This is a genomic window from Sphingomonas sp., from assembly GCF_965200105.1.
GTDB lineage: Bacteria > Pseudomonadota > Alphaproteobacteria > Sphingomonadales > Sphingomonadaceae > Solisphingomonas.
The window spans coordinates 780,929-796,970 of record NZ_CBDATN010000002.1 but is presented as its reverse complement, the minus strand read 5'-3'; the positions used below and the strand labels follow the sequence as shown (position 1 = coordinate 796,970).

At 65.6% G+C, this 16,042-nt stretch carries 13 protein-coding genes, 1 tRNA gene and 1 pseudogene; 11 read left to right on the top strand and 4 right to left on the bottom strand.

The genetic code is table 11. The features are described from left to right. Window positions 1–7: 7 nt before the first annotated feature. Complete coding sequence (locus ACOFKX_RS05180) at window positions 8–4,639, bottom strand: NAD-glutamate dehydrogenase domain-containing protein (protein ID WP_419826002.1); 4,632 nt, start codon at window positions 4,637–4,639, stop codon at window positions 8–10. 563 nt (window positions 4,640–5,202) lie between these two features. On the opposite strand from ACOFKX_RS05180, the gene ACOFKX_RS05175 reads away from it, so the two are divergent. The 4 genes from ACOFKX_RS05175 (at window position 5,203) to ACOFKX_RS05160 (ending at window position 8,680) form a co-directional block, all read left to right on the top strand. After that, window positions 5,203–5,277, top strand: a tRNA-Thr gene (locus ACOFKX_RS05175). A gap of 427 nt (window positions 5,278–5,704) precedes the next feature. Further along, window positions 5,705–6,901, top strand: coding sequence for an epoxide hydrolase family protein (locus tag ACOFKX_RS05170; RefSeq protein ID WP_419826001.1), 1,197 nt, complete (start codon window positions 5,705–5,707; stop codon window positions 6,899–6,901). Between the two features lie 1,060 nt (window positions 6,902–7,961). Beyond that, window positions 7,962–8,222: a hypothetical protein gene (locus ACOFKX_RS05165; RefSeq protein WP_419826000.1), complete on the top strand. Its 261-nt coding sequence runs from the start codon at window positions 7,962–7,964 to the stop codon at window positions 8,220–8,222. A gap of 56 nt (window positions 8,223–8,278) precedes the next feature. Continuing rightward, complete coding sequence (locus ACOFKX_RS05160) at window positions 8,279–8,680, top strand: hypothetical protein (protein WP_419825999.1); 402 nt, start codon at window positions 8,279–8,281, stop codon at window positions 8,678–8,680. 403 nt (window positions 8,681–9,083) lie between these two features. On the opposite strand, the pseudogene ACOFKX_RS05155 reads toward ACOFKX_RS05160, so the two are convergent. Both ACOFKX_RS05155 and ACOFKX_RS05150 read right to left on the bottom strand, forming a co-directional pair. Then, window positions 9,084–9,271: pseudogene (locus ACOFKX_RS05155) on the bottom strand (hypothetical protein); the annotation flags it as partial. 1 nt (window position 9,272) lies between these two features. Then, window positions 9,273–10,736, bottom strand: coding sequence for an aromatic ring-hydroxylating oxygenase subunit alpha (locus tag ACOFKX_RS05150; RefSeq protein WP_419825998.1), 1,464 nt, complete (start codon window positions 10,734–10,736; stop codon window positions 9,273–9,275). A gap of 207 nt (window positions 10,737–10,943) precedes the next feature. Between ACOFKX_RS05150 and ACOFKX_RS05145 the strand changes: the two genes are divergently transcribed. From ACOFKX_RS05145 to ACOFKX_RS05120, 6 genes are all read left to right on the top strand, one after another. After that, complete coding sequence (locus ACOFKX_RS05145; protein WP_419825997.1) at window positions 10,944–11,396, top strand: SRPBCC family protein; 453 nt, start codon at window positions 10,944–10,946, stop codon at window positions 11,394–11,396. Between the two features lie 57 nt (window positions 11,397–11,453). Further along, entirely contained in the window at window positions 11,454–12,008 is a 555-nt protein-coding gene (locus ACOFKX_RS05140; RefSeq protein WP_419825996.1) for a nuclear transport factor 2 family protein, read from the top strand. A 60-nt stretch (window positions 12,009–12,068) separates the two neighbouring features. Continuing rightward, a complete protein-coding gene (locus ACOFKX_RS05135; RefSeq protein ID WP_419825995.1) occupies window positions 12,069–12,623 on the top strand; it encodes a VOC family protein in 555 nt (184 codons plus the stop codon). Between the two features lie 16 nt (window positions 12,624–12,639). After that, the gene (locus ACOFKX_RS05130; RefSeq protein ID WP_419825994.1) at window positions 12,640–13,641 is read left to right on the top strand and encodes an aldo/keto reductase; all 1,002 of its coding nucleotides are present in this window, start codon (window positions 12,640–12,642) and stop codon (window positions 13,639–13,641) included. 437 nt (window positions 13,642–14,078) lie between these two features. Next, window positions 14,079–14,939, top strand: a complete 861-nt coding sequence (locus ACOFKX_RS05125) for a sugar phosphate isomerase/epimerase family protein (RefSeq protein ID WP_419825993.1) — start codon at window positions 14,079–14,081, stop codon at window positions 14,937–14,939. Between the two features lie 128 nt (window positions 14,940–15,067). After that, the gene (locus tag ACOFKX_RS05120; protein ID WP_419825992.1) at window positions 15,068–15,352 is read left to right on the top strand and encodes an SDR family NAD(P)-dependent oxidoreductase; all 285 of its coding nucleotides are present in this window, start codon (window positions 15,068–15,070) and stop codon (window positions 15,350–15,352) included. Window positions 15,353–15,356: 4 nt separating this feature from the next. Here the strand turns inward: ACOFKX_RS05120 and ACOFKX_RS05115 are convergent, their stop codons facing one another. After that, complete coding sequence (locus ACOFKX_RS05115; RefSeq protein ID WP_419827429.1) at window positions 15,357–15,530, bottom strand: hypothetical protein; 174 nt, start codon at window positions 15,528–15,530, stop codon at window positions 15,357–15,359. Here ACOFKX_RS05115 and ACOFKX_RS05110 point away from each other — a divergent pair. Continuing rightward, window positions 15,475–16,002 (top strand): SDR family oxidoreductase, encoded by a 528-nt coding sequence (locus ACOFKX_RS05110; protein ID WP_419825991.1) that lies wholly within the window; start codon window positions 15,475–15,477, stop codon window positions 16,000–16,002. The two genes, ACOFKX_RS05115 and ACOFKX_RS05110, sit on opposite strands and share 56 nt — an antisense overlap. Window positions 16,003–16,042 lie beyond the last annotated feature (40 nt).

Here is a 16,042-nt window from a genome sequence, read left to right as displayed (position 1 = left end):
GTTCCCGCTAGATCGCCACGCGCCGCGTGAGCAGGATGCGGGCCTGGGCGGCAACTTGCGCCAGCATCGCGGGCGACGCCTGCGGCGCGGTGCGCGCGCGCGCGACAAGCCGCTCGAAGCGCTCGACGCGTACGCGATGCTGCGCCAGCCAGCGCTCGACGGCCACGGCAGGGCCCGCGCTGCCGGACTGCGCGAGAAAGTCGAGGCGAAGCTGCTCGAAGTCGCGCGACAGGCCGGCGAGGAGCAGCCGCTCCCACGGATCGGCGGTGGGCACGCGCAGCGCCGCGGCCTTCGCCCAATCGAGGCCCAGCGCCTCGCCGAGGCGGGTGTAGGCGGCGGACAGCTCGACCTCGTCCCAGCTTTCGCGAGCGGAGAGCGTAGCGGCGGCGATCGCGCCGTCCAGCTCGAACAAGCGGACGAGGCGCGTCGCGAGCGTCTCCGGGGCGCCGGCATCGGCCAGCTCGGCGGCGATCCGTTGGGCCTCGCCACGCACCTGGGGCTTCAACAGTTCGTCCAGCCGAGCGCCGAGCCGCGCCACGCCGGGGCCGAGCGCCCGCGCCGCCGCGCCCGGCAAGGCGCGGCGGTCGACGACGCGCAGCAGGTCCGCCAGGTGGAGGCGGACGATGCGCGCCGCCATCTCGAGCAGCGCCAGTCGGCCGGTCTCGGGCATGGCCGTAGCCTCGATCTCGGCGAACAATGCGGTGAGGCCGAAGATCGCGTCGCAGGCGAGATAGCCGCCGGCTACGCGGGCGAGGCTGACGCCCTCCTCCTCCGACAGCTCGAAGGGTGCTGTGAGACCGAGCCTGTTGACCACCATGTTAGCCACGCGCGTGGCGATGATCTCGGCGCGCAGACGGTGCGCCTCGATGGCGGCACGATGGGTCTCGCGCATGGCGGCGGGAAAGTTGCCGACCAGGATCGGCGTCAGCGAAGGATCCGAGGGGATCGGAGAGCGCTCGATCGCCGCCTGGAGCGCGAGCTTGGCGTGGCTGAGGATTACCGCCAGCTCGGGTCGCGTCAGGCCGTGGCCGTCGGCCCCGCGGCGGCCGAGCTGGTCGTTTCCGGCCAGCCCCTCCACCTTACGATCGAGCCGCCCTTCGGCGACCAACATGTCGATCACCGCGGCCTGAGCGGGCAGCGCGCCGGCGCCGCCGCGCTCCGCCATCGACAGCGCCAGCGTCTGGAGGCGATTGTCTTCCAGCACCTGTCCCGCGACGTCCTCGGTCATCGAGCCGAGCAGCGCGTTCCTGTCGTCGAACGAGAGCGTGCCCGCCATCATCTCGGCGTTGAGCGCGATCTTGATGTTGACTTCGTTGTCCGAGCAGTCGACGCCCGCCGAGTTGTCGATGAAGTCGGTGTTGATGCGCCCGCCGCCCAGCGCGAACTCGATGCGCCCGGCCTGTGTGGTCGACAGGTTCGCGCCCTCGCCGATCACCCGTGCGCGAACGTCTCGTGCGTCGACGCGGTTGGCGTCGTTGGCGGGATCGCCGGCGTCGGCCTGCGACTGCGACGCGGCCTTGATGTAGGTGCCGATCCCGCCGAACCAGAGCAGATCGACGGGCGCCTTGAGGATCGCTAGAATCAGCGCGGAAGGCTCGTAGGTGCCGGGCTCGACGCCGATCGCGGCAGCGGCCTCCGGCGACAGCGGGATCTGCTTCTGCGCGCGCGCGAACACGCCGCCGCCCGCCGAGATCAACGACGCGTCATAATCAGCCCAGGACGAGGAGGGCAGCGCGAACAGCCGCGCCCGCTCCGCCCAGGACGCGGCCGGGTCCGGTGCGGGATCGAGGAAGATGTGGCGGTGGTCGAACGCCGCCACCAGCTTGAGCGACTTCGACAGCAGCATGCCGTTGCCGAACACGTCGCCCGACATGTCGCCGCATCCCGCGACCGTAACGGCGTCGGCATCCACGACGACGCCCATCTCGGCGAAGTGGCGCGTCACGGATACCCAGGCGCCGCGCGCGGTGATGCCCATCGCCTTGTGGTCGTAGCCGTGGCTGCCACCGCTGGCGAAGGCGTCGCCCAGCCAGAAGCCGCGCTCGACGGCGATGGCGTTGGCAGTATCGGAGAAGGTGGCGGTGCCCTTGTCGGCGGCGACGACGAAATAGGGGTCCTCGCCGTCCAGCACCGTCACGCCGTCCGGATGAACGATCCGCCCGTCCACGATATTGTCGGTGACGGAGAGCAGCGTGCGTATGAACAGCTTGTAGCTCTCGGTGCCCTCCGCCAGCCACGCGGCGCGGTCGGCGGGCGGGGGGAGCTGCTTGGCGTAGAAGCCGCCCTTGGCGCCGGTGGGCACGATCACCGCGTTCTTGACGACCTGCGCCTTCATCAGGCCGAGGATCTCGGTACGGAAATCGTCGCGCCGGTCGGACCAGCGGAGACCGCCGCGCGCGACGGGGCCGCCGCGCAGGTGGATGCCTTCGACGCGGGGCGAGTAGACCCAGATCTCGCGGTAGGGGACGGGGGCGGGGAGGCCGGGCACGCGCGCGCTGTCGAGCTTGAAGGCGAGCGCCTGTTCGCCGGCGGGCGCGAAGGCGTTGGTGCGCAGGATCGCGTCGACAAGCCCGAGCATGCGGCGCAGGATGCGATCGTCGTCGATCGCGGCGACCGCCACCAGCGCCTCCTCGATGCGCGCGCGCGCGGCCTCCGCCTCCGCCTCGTCGCGCGCGGTCGGATCGTGGCGGGCGGCGAAGAGATCGACGAGACCGTGTGTCACCTCCTGCGCGCGGGCAAGCGCGTCGGCGGCGGTGGCGAGGCCGTAGGGCAGGCCGGCCTGCCGCAGGTAGCGGAACCAGGCGCGCAGCCATACCACCTCGCGCGGGCCAAGTCCGATGCCGACGATCAGGCGGTTGAAGCCGTCATTCTCGGCGCGGCCGGCGAGCACGGCGGCGATCGCATCGCCTGCGACGTCGCCGCGCGCGAGCAGCGCCTCCCCGCTGCCCGCAGGCGCGCCAAGCAGGAACTCCTGCACGTGGCCGAGCGCGCCGCCCTCCACCGGCGTCGAGCGCTCCTCGACCACGACGAAGCCGAAATCCTCGAGCACCGGCACGACGTCTGACAAGGGGACGAGGCCGCCGGCGTTGACAATTTTGAGGCGCAACGCATCCGCGCTGCCCACGGCGGAGGGCAGCAGGCGCACGCCGCGCGCACCCTCGTCCAGGCCGGAGAGCGCGACGATGTCGTCGGCGGCCTCGCTGGCATCGACCGCCTCGCGATAGCCGCGCGGGAAGCCGCCGCCGTGGCTGAGCACCAGTCGCGCCGCCCGCGCCGCGCCGACGCGCGCGGTGAGCGCCGCCTCGATCGCCGGCGCCCAGCCACGCAGCATCTCGGCGAGGCGCGCGTCGAGCATGTCGGTCTCGTCACGGTCCGGTTCCGCGCCCGCGATCGTATAGCGCAGCAGCGCAAGGCCGCCCTCCAGCTCCACCGCCGCGTCGCCGACCTCGCCGCCCGTGGCCTCGCCCAGCATCCGCGCCACCGCCGCCTGCCGGCGCATCGAGAAATCCTCGCGCAGCAGCCACACGAAGGCGAACAGGTGTCGCCCGATCCCGTCCTCGAGCAACAGCAGCCGCGAACGCGGGCGATCGGCCAGCGACATGGCGGTGAGCGCGAGGCGCTTCATGTCCTCCGCCGGCAGCGCGACGAGGAGGTCGTGGGGCAGTATGTGGAGAACGTGGCGCAGCGCCTTGCCGGCATGGCTGGCGGGCGGGAAGCCGAGTTGCTCCTCCAGCAGCGCGAGGCGCCGGCGCAGCACCGGCACGCGCTCGGGTCGCGAGGCCAGGGCGCCCGACGTCCAGAGGCCGAGATGGACGTCGAGCCCGGTGACGGCCCCGCCCTCGCGAACCGGGATCAGGAGGAGGTCGACCGCGGCGCGGCGGTGGACGGTGGCGATGCGCGTCGACTTGACGAGCAGCGGCGCCTCGCCGCCGTGCGCGAACCAGGCGATCGCAGCGGCGCGCAGCTCCGCGTCGCACGCCGGCGCGGCATCCGCGCGACAGAGCCCGAGCGGCCGCGAGACGCTGCCGTCCGCGCCCTCGCGCACCGAGCCGAGCAGCGTCAGGTTGCCGTCGAGGAACCAGCGGATCAGCGCCGCCCCCTCACCGTCGGGCATGGTCGCGCCGGCGTCGCGCAGCGCCTGCTGCATCGCCCCCCAGTCGGTCACGGCGGCGCGGACGTCGGCCAGCACGCGTTCGATGTCGGCGGCGAGCAGCCGACGGTCGCGCGCGTCGGCGCGCTCGATCTCCAGGTAGATGATCGACTCGCGTCGCTCGCCCTCGGTCGCGACGGGCAGCAGTTCGAGGAGGAAGCCGTCAGGATCGCGACGCGCGGCGACGATCGGGTGAAGCAGCCGCTCCACCGACAGGCCGCGCGCCGCGATCGCGGCGGCGACCGAGTCGACGAGGAACGGCATGTCGTCGTTGACGATCGCCATGCGCATCGTCCGTCGCCCGCCGCCATCGCTTCCGGAGCCCGACTCCAGCGCGATCGCGGCCTCTCCGGGCGAACGCCGCGCTGCGACCTTCGCGACGAACGAGGCGGCTTCGTCGCGCGCCTGCGTGTCGAAGCCGTCGGTCTCGCCGGGCAGCGCGCCTTCGGTAAGCAGCGCCGCGATCGCGGCCCCGCCTTCGTCCAACATCGCTGCCGCCATCGCTTCGCTCCCGTCGCGCGGCCAAGCCTTCGCGCCGACCGCAATGCGGCGGCTATGCGCCGGGTTGCCGAGGGGCTCAAGTCTGCCGCCGCGATGGCCGTCACCCTGCCGGAAGGCTTTTACCGGCATAATTTCCTGGGAAGTAGGAGCTTGCCACCCGTCGTGGGCCAACGGGAGCGGCGACAAGGTCGATCACCCCGTAGAACAAGCGCGACGGAAATATCCTCTCCTGGGTTCGGCTCGCCGGCACCCTGGATCTGACTTGAGATGCCCGACCTGTGGCAAGGCCGGGGCAGGCTGGAGATCAGGATCGCTGACCGCCCTCGTCATCGGGGCCGCCCGATTGCGACCCGATGCCGCCGGTTTCGCGTTCTCGCGCCTGCGCCTTCCGGCGGTGAAGGTTGGCGCGTAGCGCCTCGGCCAGCCTTGCCTCGCGGTCCGATTGATCCTTGCTCACACCGTCCACCCTATGCCGCGCGGGTTGACGCCGTGCTACCCTTTCTCCATAGCCCGCGGCTGCCCGCCGCCGGCCCGCCGGCCGCACGCAAGGGGCTGCCGTAGCTCAGTGGTAGAGCGCATCCTTGGTAAGGCTGAGGTCGTGAGTTCAATCCTCACCGGCAGCACCAGTCATCCTTCAAGAGCAACGACTTGAATTTTGCCTTCGGGCGACCGGCACGTTGGGATTGCCTGGAAGCGCATGGGAGATGTGCTGACGGTCCGGGCAGTGGCCCGCGTGATTTTCTTCGCCTGATCTCCGGTGGGCATTTGCCGATCGCAGCACGGGCGGCGGTGGTCCGGAACCGGTCGTTCGGAACTCTGCCACGGCTCCCCAGAAACAGATGCCTGCTCATCGAAACTATCGCAGCTAGGCCACGCGCAACTCGTTGCTTTGTCGCAGGATGGCGAAGTCCGCGCACGCCGCCGGTCGCGGGAGATGATGAATGCCTGCGGCGCTGCCAGGCGGCAATCCGCTCATCCCGTTGTCCAGATACCCCGTGCCATCTCGAAGCAAACCTGTTAGCTCGGAACGCTAAATGATCCTGGGAGCATGGTATGGAGCTCGAGCCGTTTAGGTTGAACATCCCCCAGCAGCGGCTCGACGAGATGAACCGGCGGCTGATGGCCGTCGAATGGCCGGGTGATTTCGGCAATGCTGATTGGCGCTATGGTGTCGAGCAGGAATGGCTGCGCGGAATGGCATCCTACTGGGCCACTGAGTTCGATTGGCGCGCGCAGGAAGCCGCGATGAACGCCTTCCCTCACTATCGCGTCGAAATCGACGGCGTGCCGATCCACTTCATTCACTTGCGCTCCGGGCGTGCCGATGCGGTTCCGATCATACTCACCCATGGCTGGCCATGGACATTCTGGGATTGGGCTAAGCTGATCGAGCCGCTCTCGCGAGGCACGTCCGGGTGCCCGCCGTTCGACGTAATCGTCCCGTCGCTACCGGGCTTCGGCTTCTCCTCGCCGCTGCGCACGACCGGGCTAAACGTCCGCGCGATCGCGAAGCTGTGGGTGCGGCTTATGAGCGACGTGCTCGGCTACCAACGCTTTTGCGCCGCTGGCGGCGATTGGGGCGCGCTGATTACGGCGGAGCTGGGCCACGCGCATCCCGAACGGCTTCTCGCCGCGCACTTCACGTTGGTGGCGTTCCCCGGGATGGATGTCCTCGCGATCGAGAAGGACGATTATGCGGCGGATGAGCAGTGGATGCTCGATCGCAACCGTGAGGCGCTGCCGTCGGTTGTGAGCCATGTCGCGGTCCAGGCGTCCGACCCGCAGACGCTCGCCTATGCGCTGGCCGACTCGCCTATCGGTACTGCCGCCTGGCTGTGGGAACGCCGTCGTGCCTGGAGCGACTGCGACGGCGACATCGTCGCCTCGCAGGGGCGGGATTTCCTCTGCACGACCGCATCCCTCTACTGGCTGACAAACACCATCGGCAGCTCCTTTAGAATCTACAAGGAGTCCTTGAAAAGCGTCGACGGGATGCTCGTCATGGACTGGCCGTTACTGAACGATCGGCTGCCGTTCATTCCGGTGCCAACTGGAGTGGCGGTGGCGCCCAAGGAAGTGGCGCTGAAGCCCCGCTCTGTCTTCGAGAAGCGCAGCGATCTTCGACGCTGGCACGTGATGGAGAGGGGCGGGCACTTCCTTCCGGCCGAAGATCCCGAGGCGCTCGTGCGCGAGTATCAGATCTTCTTCGGGGAGGTTCTCGCCGATGGCAGGACCCGCACGCCGACTTGACGGGCGAGCGTGGTCATCGCTTCGCGGCGGGTGTCGGCATCCTCCAGAAGCCCGGTCACGGAGCGGCCGAGCTTGTCGCGGAAGCTGTCCCGCTTACGTGCGGCGGGTTGGGCCGCTATCCAGAAGGTGCGGCGTAGACGCCCGTTGTTCATGGACAACCTGGTGCGGCCGCGGAACGTCCCCGCTCGGCAGTAGCAAGGGCCGAGGCCGCTAATGCCGGCATCCACCCTGTCGTTCTCGTGCCGCTCCACAGATAATTTTGTGTACGCGGCGAGATCATTGGACCTCGCGACCGAAGCGGCTCCGTGTGCTCGGCAAACGTGTTTGGATCCATCCGGTCGGGATGGTTTCCGACACGGACATCATCCTAAGCGACGTCCAAAATTCCATCCCGGCACATCGATGCCGCCGGATAGCGTTCGTCCATCACATCGACGGCATGCGGCCGCTGCGGCGAGCGGGAGTCGGCGATGAAGCCGCGCACCTCCAGACGATCTGCGACTAGTCCTGACCTTCCCTAAATTCGAACTGAATGCGAGATAAGCCGCGTGGACCGCCTGCTGCTCTACCTTATGGTTCACAAGCTCGCGGAGCAAGTCGCCGAAATCCAGGATTAGAAATCATAGTCTGCAGCGCAGTCTCCAGGTCATCGACCCGGAAAGGGCGGGCAGCGGCATGCTGCGTGACTGCCCTAGGCAAACGCGCGACTGCTCCAAAGATCGCTTGGCCATACCGTCACAAATGTTCGACGATGTCGTTTCACAGCGACGAGCGGAAGACGGAGCGCGGCCGGCCAGGTTCTACTACCTGACGGTGACGTCCTGCCGGGGCGCATCACGGTGATCGGCTGTCGAGCTGCACAGCCGGAAGTATTCACACCGCGAGCAGGATTCCGCATAATCCGAAGGATGTTGCTAATGGCTGGCTCCCGTCGTACCGTCGATTGACAAGATAGCGGGTGTATAGCGCGCGTGCACCATCTGATGTCGCGAGCTCGTCATTACAGCGCCTGCCGCCCGTGGAATCGTTCCTTCAACCCGCTTCCAGCATGCCGCCCGCTGTGACCATTCCCTCGAGCGACGATCAAGCAGCTCCTTTTACAGAAAACTCTGAGCGTCTAAGCTATGACTGGCGATACCCGACTTTACGCCGCTTTATGACTTTCATGTTGGATCTCATGATGCAAACCGGTGGGCCGCCGTCTGCAGAGGAGATGCTGACTTTGATGAACACGTATTCCGGTTCACGATGGGTCACGGTTGATGCCGGCCTAAAAGGCTTTCTTTCCGATTTGCTGGCCGCCGATGGTGATACTGTGTAAGCCGATTATGAGCGTAATGTTCCGAGCTTCGAAGAATGTTAACCAGGGAGTACAAAATGCGTTCCAGCATGTGGATAACGGCGTTGAAGGTAGCGATCGTCGCGGTAGCGCTCCCATTTATCTGGCTGAACGTGTGGGCTTACCTGCCGTATCACGTACAGGGTGTCGGCAATTTCTTCGCCATTCCCTTCAATGAGCTTGGTGACATCGCTTGGTCACATCGGTTCGTGATGGTCATAGGAACCGATCTTATGTTCGGATGGGCTCTGACATCGATCATCATCGCCATGATGGAACGCTCGATGGGCCATTCTTGGCTGAGGGTGCTGCTGTGGATCGTTCCCCTCAATTTCATCGGCAATATCGTTTGGGCGCTGTACTTGCTGCTTTATCTGCAAAGCTTCCGGAACCGGATCTTAACTCCATCGCCTGCCGTCGCCTCAAGCACGGCGACCTGACGAGAACGACGCGGCACGTGGTCGTCGGGGTTCCTGCGGCTTTGTCGTCCACGTCAACGTCGCGACCGTCGTGGTTGTTTGACCGCTTCAACCATCGCGCCGTCATGTCGGCACTAGCGCCGAACGCCGCGTCGCTGATAGGGCGGCTTCTGGCGGAGCCGGGGAACAGTACGCAACTGGCGCGATCGAGCGGTTCGCTCAGCCGTGCCGGACGCTGCCCGCGGCTGCTTCGGGGCATCCGCGTGGCCGCTCCGCCGATGACGTCTGCATCATCGTCCGGGTCACCACCGGAAGGACCCAGGCGAACCATCCTCCCGCCACGTTACCCCTGCCGGTTTGAAGGTTTAATCTGGCATAGTGGTGCGGATTCGAGGCGAAGCGGGCAAGGTTTTCTTGCTCGGCTTCGCTTCATCCGCCGCAGCTCGCCGACGCCTAGACCGCCGCACACGGTCTTCCAAGGACGGAAGATCTGCTCCGCGATGCTCATCCGGCAGATCGTCTCAGTCATCCGCGTGCCGGTTTCCGCCTGCTTCGCGCAAACGCGATCCGCTCGTCGCCCCCAGGATCACGAGAGCCACCCCGCCTTGACAGGTCAGGCTTGAAGGTACCGATCGAGTTCGGCGAGATAATGCCGAATGCGGATCTCCTGCTCGCCCAGCCGGTAGCCCTTGAATGCGCGCGACCGTATTCCAGCTTGGACGCGGGGAACCAACTCGACGTCCTGAGCAATGACGAAACCCATATCGGCTATATCGGTCGGGTAGTTCCGCGGCGGACGCGGATCGCCCGTCCACATCGCGTCGCCGCCGTGGCCCTGGCCGATGTTGGTTATGTCGAACATCTTGTACTCGGGATCGGAGACCGGCAGGCTCATGGTGATCGGATTGAAGAGGCTCTGATTGGGATTGTCGATGTCAGGCAGGAACCGCTGGATCAGCAAGCCATTGGCAAAGACGTTTAGCGTCACGTTTGGAAATATATAGTAGTTCCAGGTGTCGGTGACCTGCTTATCACGAAGCTTGTCGAAGTAAGCCAGATTATTCTTCTTCGCCCAGCGGCGCTTGGTTTCGACCACCGCCTTCTGATATTCATGACCTTTGAGGTGCGCGTAATCCGCAGGGTCGCCGCCATATTCGCGGATCATACTCTTTAGGCCTTCGCTCACCGTCTCCGTGTCCGGGTTGCTTTCGGGCACGTAGCCCATGGGCACCAGCATCCGGCTGATTCCGCGATCATATTGATCGTACTGGATGTGGTAGGTCTCGCACACCGGCCCCAGCTCCGGATGCACGGTCTCGCCGTGGTAGAATTCCATGAAGGCGTCCATCGACGTCTTCCAGTTTGCCTGCCAGGCGATCTCGTCGTCCTGTGACACACGAAAGCGCTCGAACGGATAGACGCCTAGATGCTCCGGGATCACGCCGAGGAACTCGAGCAGCGGCTCGGCGGCATCGTCCATGCAAATGAACACGAGCCCGTTCCAAATGTCGCAGCGAACCTCCGCGAGTGCTGGCCGGTCGCGCAGCACCTCCTTGCGGAAGGTTTCCGGCCGGTAGATGCTCTTCAGGCTGCCGTCGAGGGTGAAGCTCCAGCTGTGGAACTTGCAGGTGAAGCAACTGCTCTCCAGCGAACCGAAGTTATCCCAGACCAGTTGATTGCCGCGATGTGGGCAGACGTTGTAGAAAGCCTTGATCTTGTCCGGCGCCGATCGGACGACCACGAACGACTCCCGACCGAGATCATATTTGAAGTAGTCGCCGACGTTCGGGATGTCGCAAGCCAGTCCGGCGAGCGTCCAAACCTTAGTCCACATCTTCTCCCATTCCAGTTCCGACTCCTCTCTAGAGGAGAAGCGGGCCGGATCGATAATCCCGGTGCCGAGATCGACGTAGGGCGCCTTTCCCTCGATGTCGCCCGGCAGGGCATCGCGGTTGGCGAGCGGCCCGTTGATGTAATCATATCTCGTGCTCATGGACATCCTCTTCCACGCTTGACCCTGCGGATTGGGCGGGCAGCGCCGTCGCCGCAACTTCGTGTCGGCAAGCAGTACCAACATGCCTCACGCGAGCCGCGACGTCGGTGAGACATTTCACGCGCTCTTTTGAACCTGGCTGCTTGCGCAGTCAAAGGACAAATGCTACGCGGGAGTTAAGTAGGTTGTCGTCCACCTAGGGACGGAGGACGCGTCCGGCTTACTTGCCAGACGAGCGGCGGAATGCTGGCGGGCCCGCCGCCGAACATCGGGAGTGGACGATTGGGCTTGGTGGGAAGGGTGGAGGCCGCACTCGATCGCGAGATCGAGGGTGCGGCGTCGGCGGCTTGGGCGCACCTGACCGACTGGCAAGGATTTCCGGTGCGCGCGGCGCTTCCAGGGCTGGAGAGTTCCATTTTGGTGGGGGAGGCCACGGCAGTCCCGCGCACGCGTCTTCTTCGGTTCGCAGGGGGGATGAGCGTCTCCGAGGAGCTGTTCCACCAGGACGACGCATCGCGACGCTATTACTGCCGCACGCTCGCCGACGGATCAATGCCGTGGCGCGGCTATCTCGCGTCGCTTGTTATCGACGAGAGCGGCCAAGGCCGCTGCATGGTCCGGCTGCGAGCCTGGTGCGATGCCGTCGATCCCGGCGCGACCGACCAAATCCGTAGCTTCATCGAGACGAGTTGGGCCGACGGCATCGTCGCCGGCCTTGAGCGCCTGCTGCGCGCGCCGACGTGACGGCGGCAGGCTGACTTGGCGATGCTCGCCAACCGTGAACCATCACCGCGAGGTAACATGACCGAGGAACAGGCCGCGCAGCTTCAGATGCTCGTCGATCGAGAGGCGATCCGCGACGTGGTAGCGCGCTATTGCTTTGGTACGGATCGTTGCGACGATGCCGTGCTGTGGAGCGTCTACTGGCCGGAGGCGACCGACAATCACGGGGTCTTCAGCGGCCCGGTGCACGAATATATACCGTTCGCGCGCAAGATTGCCGATGGCACCGACTCCATGCAGCATTTCGTCGGCAGCATGTTGATCCGCGTGACCGGAGACACCGCCCGCACAGAGAGCTACTTCTTCGCCTACATCCGTTATCGTGCCGAGACGGGTCCGGAGGACAAGCTCGTCGCCGGGCGGTACTTGGACGAGATGGAGAAGCGCGACGGCGAATGGCGCATCTTGCGCCGCAAGGTTGATTTCGATTGGGCGCGCGAGCTGGAAGGCTCCGCCGACTGGAGCCAGGGCGCGACCGCCATGCTCGGCGCGATGGCCGGCCGCGCACCGGGCGATCATGCGTCCAGGATGTTCGCCAACGACGCGCTCGCCCGCCCGGCATTCGAGAGCTGACGGTTCGACGGCCGAGCTTCACCACTCTTTCAGAGCACAATCCTTCGGAGAAGTGGCGTCATGGCTACGCAAGGCGACCGTACCACCGTTAACCATACCAGCTTCACCGTTGGCAATCTCGATCGCGTCACCGGCTTCTTCCGCGAGGCGCTCGCCCTGGAGGTGCTCGACCTCGATGCCGCCACCCGCCGCGTGATGGAGGAAGTGACGGGCGTGGATCAAGCCGAAGTCCGGGTCGCCTACGTCATGTGTCCCGGTCATCAGATCGAACTGTTCCAGTATACGAGCCCTGGCGGGACGGAGACGGTTCAACCCCGGCCCTGCGATCCAGGCTTCGCGCACATCTCCTTCGAGGTGCCGGACATGGAGTCCGTCATTGCAAAGGCGGAGCCGTTCGGTTTCCGTCCGATACGCGCGCCGGTGTGGATCGACCTCGGCACGCTTGATCTGGCAAAGGATGGCGAACCGACGAAGGGCCGGCGCATGCTCAACTGCTACATGCGTGACGGCGACGGGCTGGCCATCGAGCTGATGCAGTACGAGCCGGAAGCGGTGCAGGGCAATGATCCCGATGGCACGACAGTGAAGGGAGAGGACGTCCATGCGGTACAGTAAGCTCGGAAACAGCGGCTTGGTCGTTTCCCGCCTCGGCGTGGGCACGGTCACGTTCGGAACCGAGACGATCGTGCCGGGCTTCGTCAATCGGATCGACCAGGCGCACGCGGATCGGCTGGTTGGCAGGGCGATCGACGCTGGCATCAACTTCTTCGATACTGCCGACTCCTATAGCTACGGGTTGAGCGAGGAGGTGTTGGGGCGTGCGCTCGGCAAGCGTCGCGCCGACGTCGTCCTCTGCACCAAGAGCGGACTTCGGCTCGGACCGGCGATCACCAACACGGGGCTGAGCGCGCGGCAAATCATGCTGACGGTCGAAGCCAGCCTGAAGCGGCTTGGCACCGATTGGGTCGATCTGTTCGAGCCGCATCTTCCCGATCCGGCTACCCCGCTCGAGGAGACCGCGCGAGCGCTGGAGGCGCTCGTTCGAGATGGAAAGGTTCGATATATCGGCCTGTCGAACTTCCCGGTGTGGCAGGCGGCGCGCCTCGTCGGCATACAGGAACGGCTCGGCTATCAGACCGTCACCGCCGCGCAGATGTATTACTCGCTGCTGGGCCGCGAGCTCGAGAATGAGTGCGTGCCCTTCTACCGCGAGGCGGGCATCGGCGTGCAGGTGTGGAGTCCGCTGGCCTCAGGCTTCCTCAGCGGAAAATACACCCGCGACAATCCGAAGCCGGAGGGCGGCCGGCGCAATGCTTTTCCGATTCCGCCGATCGATATCGAGAAGGGCTACGACATAATCGACGTGCTGCGGCGGATCGCCGAGGCGCACGACGCCACGATCAGCCAAGTCGCCACCGCCTGGATCTTGACCAAGGATTGGGTGTCGACGGTGATCCTTGGTGCCGCGGACGAGCGCCAGTTCGAGGAGAACATTAAGGCGGAGGCTCTGGTCCTATCGGATGAGGCCGTGAGGGAGCTCGATGCGCTCACCGTTCCGCACAAGCCGTTCCCGACGTGGTACGTCGACCTGTTCCAGTGGGACCAGAGGGTACGGGACTCTATCAGCGCCTGATCGTAGGGGATCGGGCGATCCACTCTCACCGGTTGCTCAGGGCGTCAGCCCGCGTGAAGCTGCGCATCGGACGCCCTTCGCCACCTCCGACGGCGTTACCGCGCACGTGCTTGGCTAGCTCAACCTGCACGGCGGGCTGATCGAAGCGGTGCCGACGCCTCCACCTGCCTCGCCGGCACGCTCCCGCGCAAGGTGCGCGCCTTGTGTGCGGTAAGGCCGCCGATGCTCTGCAGGAGCGGGCGAGCCTACGCCGTGCTGTATTAATCTTGACCGAGGGCGTGGCCACTGCCACGCAGTAGGGGACGCCGGGCCAGTCGAACTGCTGACCGTGAGGGAACGGCCACCCGCTCGGCGCGTAGCTTGTCAAGAAGCCTGCCTTGTCGGACAAGCGTGGTGGAGAAGCTCAGTAATTCGGCGCATCGTCTTTGGAGAGTTGTATGCCCCCGGACCTGCTGGCCAGCTATTTCACGCTCGCGGGAAACACGGTTCCGGTCGAGGACGATCGCCCGAGCCCCACTCCCTTCCGTGATCGCGTGGAGGCGGCGAGCCGCGCCGGTTTCACCGGCTTCGGCCTCTATTATGTCGATCTCGTGCAGGTTGTCGAGCGCTACGGCTATGCAGAGATGCGCGCGATTCTCGCCTCCAACGGAATCAAGCATCTTGAGCTGGATGCGCTGCAGAACTGGTTCACCCGCGGCGAGTTGCGTAGTCAGTCTGACGCCACGCGCCGGCTGCTGCTGGAAAGCGCGGCGCAGCTCGGCGCCTATCAGATCAAGGCGGTCGGCGATTTCACGCACAGCTCCACGGTCGGCGAGATGAGCGAGGCGTTTGACGAGCTTTGCGGCGAGGCCTTGGCGGTCGGGACGCGCGTGGGCCTGGAACCCTGCGTGAGCAGCAACATCGAGACGGTCGACCAGGCGATGCAGGTGGTCGAAAGTGCCGGGCACGCGAACGGCGGGCTAGTGCTCGATATCTGGCATATCGTTCGCGGCGGCACGTCCTACAATGAAGTGCGCGCACTCCCCGGTGAGCGCATCTTCAGCGTGGAGCTCAACGACGGTTCGGCTGTCCCGGTCGGCCCGAAGCTCGAGGACACCATTCGGCGACGGCTGTTCTGCGGCGAAGGATCGTTTGACGTGCCTGCGTTCATCGCCGCAGTGCAGGCGACCGGTTACCGCGGTTATTACGGGGTCGAACTCGTCTCCGATGTGTTCCGCGCCATGCCGCTCGACGTCATGGCCAAGCGCGCCTTCTCGACCTCCATACGCCAGTTCCCGAATGGAGACCGCTCGGACTAGTCGGTGCTCGGCGCGCGTTGTGGTGCCGAGCCGCACCTCGGGCGCGCTGCCCAAGATCGTAGTGGTTGCTGGACTCAAGATCGATTTGGCGACTCGGCGATGACAATGTCCGGGAGGCTTGATGGAAGGTGGCGGTGATTACCGGCGGAGCGTCGGGTGTGGGGCTTGCGACTATCGAACGGTTCGTCGCCGAGGGAACGCAATTCGTGTTCTGCGATCTTCCTCCCGAGTCCGCCGAAGTTCTGGTCGAGCGGCTGGGTGCGGTGAAGGCTTCGGCTCATCAACGCGGCGTCAGGAGGGCGGCTCAAGCGACGGCTTCGCAATCGCCGAATGGTTGGGTCCGAACGTCCATCTCGTGCCCGCCGATGTCGCGAACGACGCCGAACTCGCGGCGGTCATCGATGACTCGATAGAGCGTCAGGCGGCGTTGACATTATGTTCAACAATGCCGGCATCGCGATCGCCGGGGGCCCGATCATCGAATGCCCGCCGGGCATCTTCGACCGTATAATCGGTCGATCTACGCGCCGGGTGGATGGGCAGGAAGTTCGCAGCGCCGCCCATCATCGCGCGCGGAGGCGGCTCGATCATCTCGACCTCATCAATCTCTGCACTGGCAGGCGTTTCGGGGATCGCCGGCTATACCGCGGCAAAAGCCGGGGTGATCGGCCCACGAAGAACGCCGCGTCGGAGTTCGGGCCGCGCGAGGGCCTGCGTGAACTGCATTTGTTCGGCCGTCATCATGACGCCGATCACCGACGTGATGTTCGACGAAGATTTCGATCACGAGCAGTATCGCGCACGATCGATCATGCCCCAGCCGATCCCAACCAGCGGCGAGAGCACGCATATCGCTAACGCGGCGCTTTGGTTGGCATCCGACAAATCGGCGTTCGTGACGGGACAGATCTTCGCGGTGGACGGCGGCGCCTCCACGCGTTCGTGGCTCAACGCCGCGCCGGCAACCGCGCTCGCCAGCCCAAGACTCGGAGCGCGCCTTTCGAGACGACTTAAGGGGATTTCTGGGGTGGTTGGCAGCACGTCGAATCCACAACGCGGTTAGACGCTTGATGTCCAAGAGGTAGCCGCCTGCAGGGTGGCGC

Excerpts from the sequence above, each read along its gene's own strand:
- ACOFKX_RS05115 (WP_419827429.1), bottom strand. The coding sequence starts at position 15,530 with ATGATCGAGCCGCCTCCGCGCGCGATGATGGGCGGCGCTGCGAACTTC.
- ACOFKX_RS05125 (WP_419825993.1), top strand. The coding sequence starts at position 14,079 with ATGCCCCCGGACCTGCTGGCCAGCTATTTCACGCTCGCGGGAAACACG.
- ACOFKX_RS05135 (WP_419825995.1), top strand. The coding sequence starts at position 12,069 with ATGGCTACGCAAGGCGACCGTACCACCGTTAACCATACCAGCTTCACC.
- ACOFKX_RS05180 (WP_419826002.1), bottom strand. The coding sequence starts at position 4,639 with ATGTTGGACGAAGGCGGGGCCGCGATCGCGGCGCTGCTTACCGAAGGC.
- ACOFKX_RS05160 (WP_419825999.1), top strand. The coding sequence starts at position 8,279 with ATGCGTTCCAGCATGTGGATAACGGCGTTGAAGGTAGCGATCGTCGCG.
- ACOFKX_RS05110 (WP_419825991.1), top strand. The coding sequence starts at position 15,475 with ATGGGCAGGAAGTTCGCAGCGCCGCCCATCATCGCGCGCGGAGGCGGC.
- ACOFKX_RS05140 (WP_419825996.1), top strand. The coding sequence starts at position 11,454 with ATGACCGAGGAACAGGCCGCGCAGCTTCAGATGCTCGTCGATCGAGAG.
- ACOFKX_RS05170 (WP_419826001.1), top strand. The coding sequence starts at position 5,705 with ATGGAGCTCGAGCCGTTTAGGTTGAACATCCCCCAGCAGCGGCTCGAC.
- ACOFKX_RS05150 (WP_419825998.1), bottom strand. The coding sequence starts at position 10,736 with ATGTTGGTACTGCTTGCCGACACGAAGTTGCGGCGACGGCGCTGCCCG.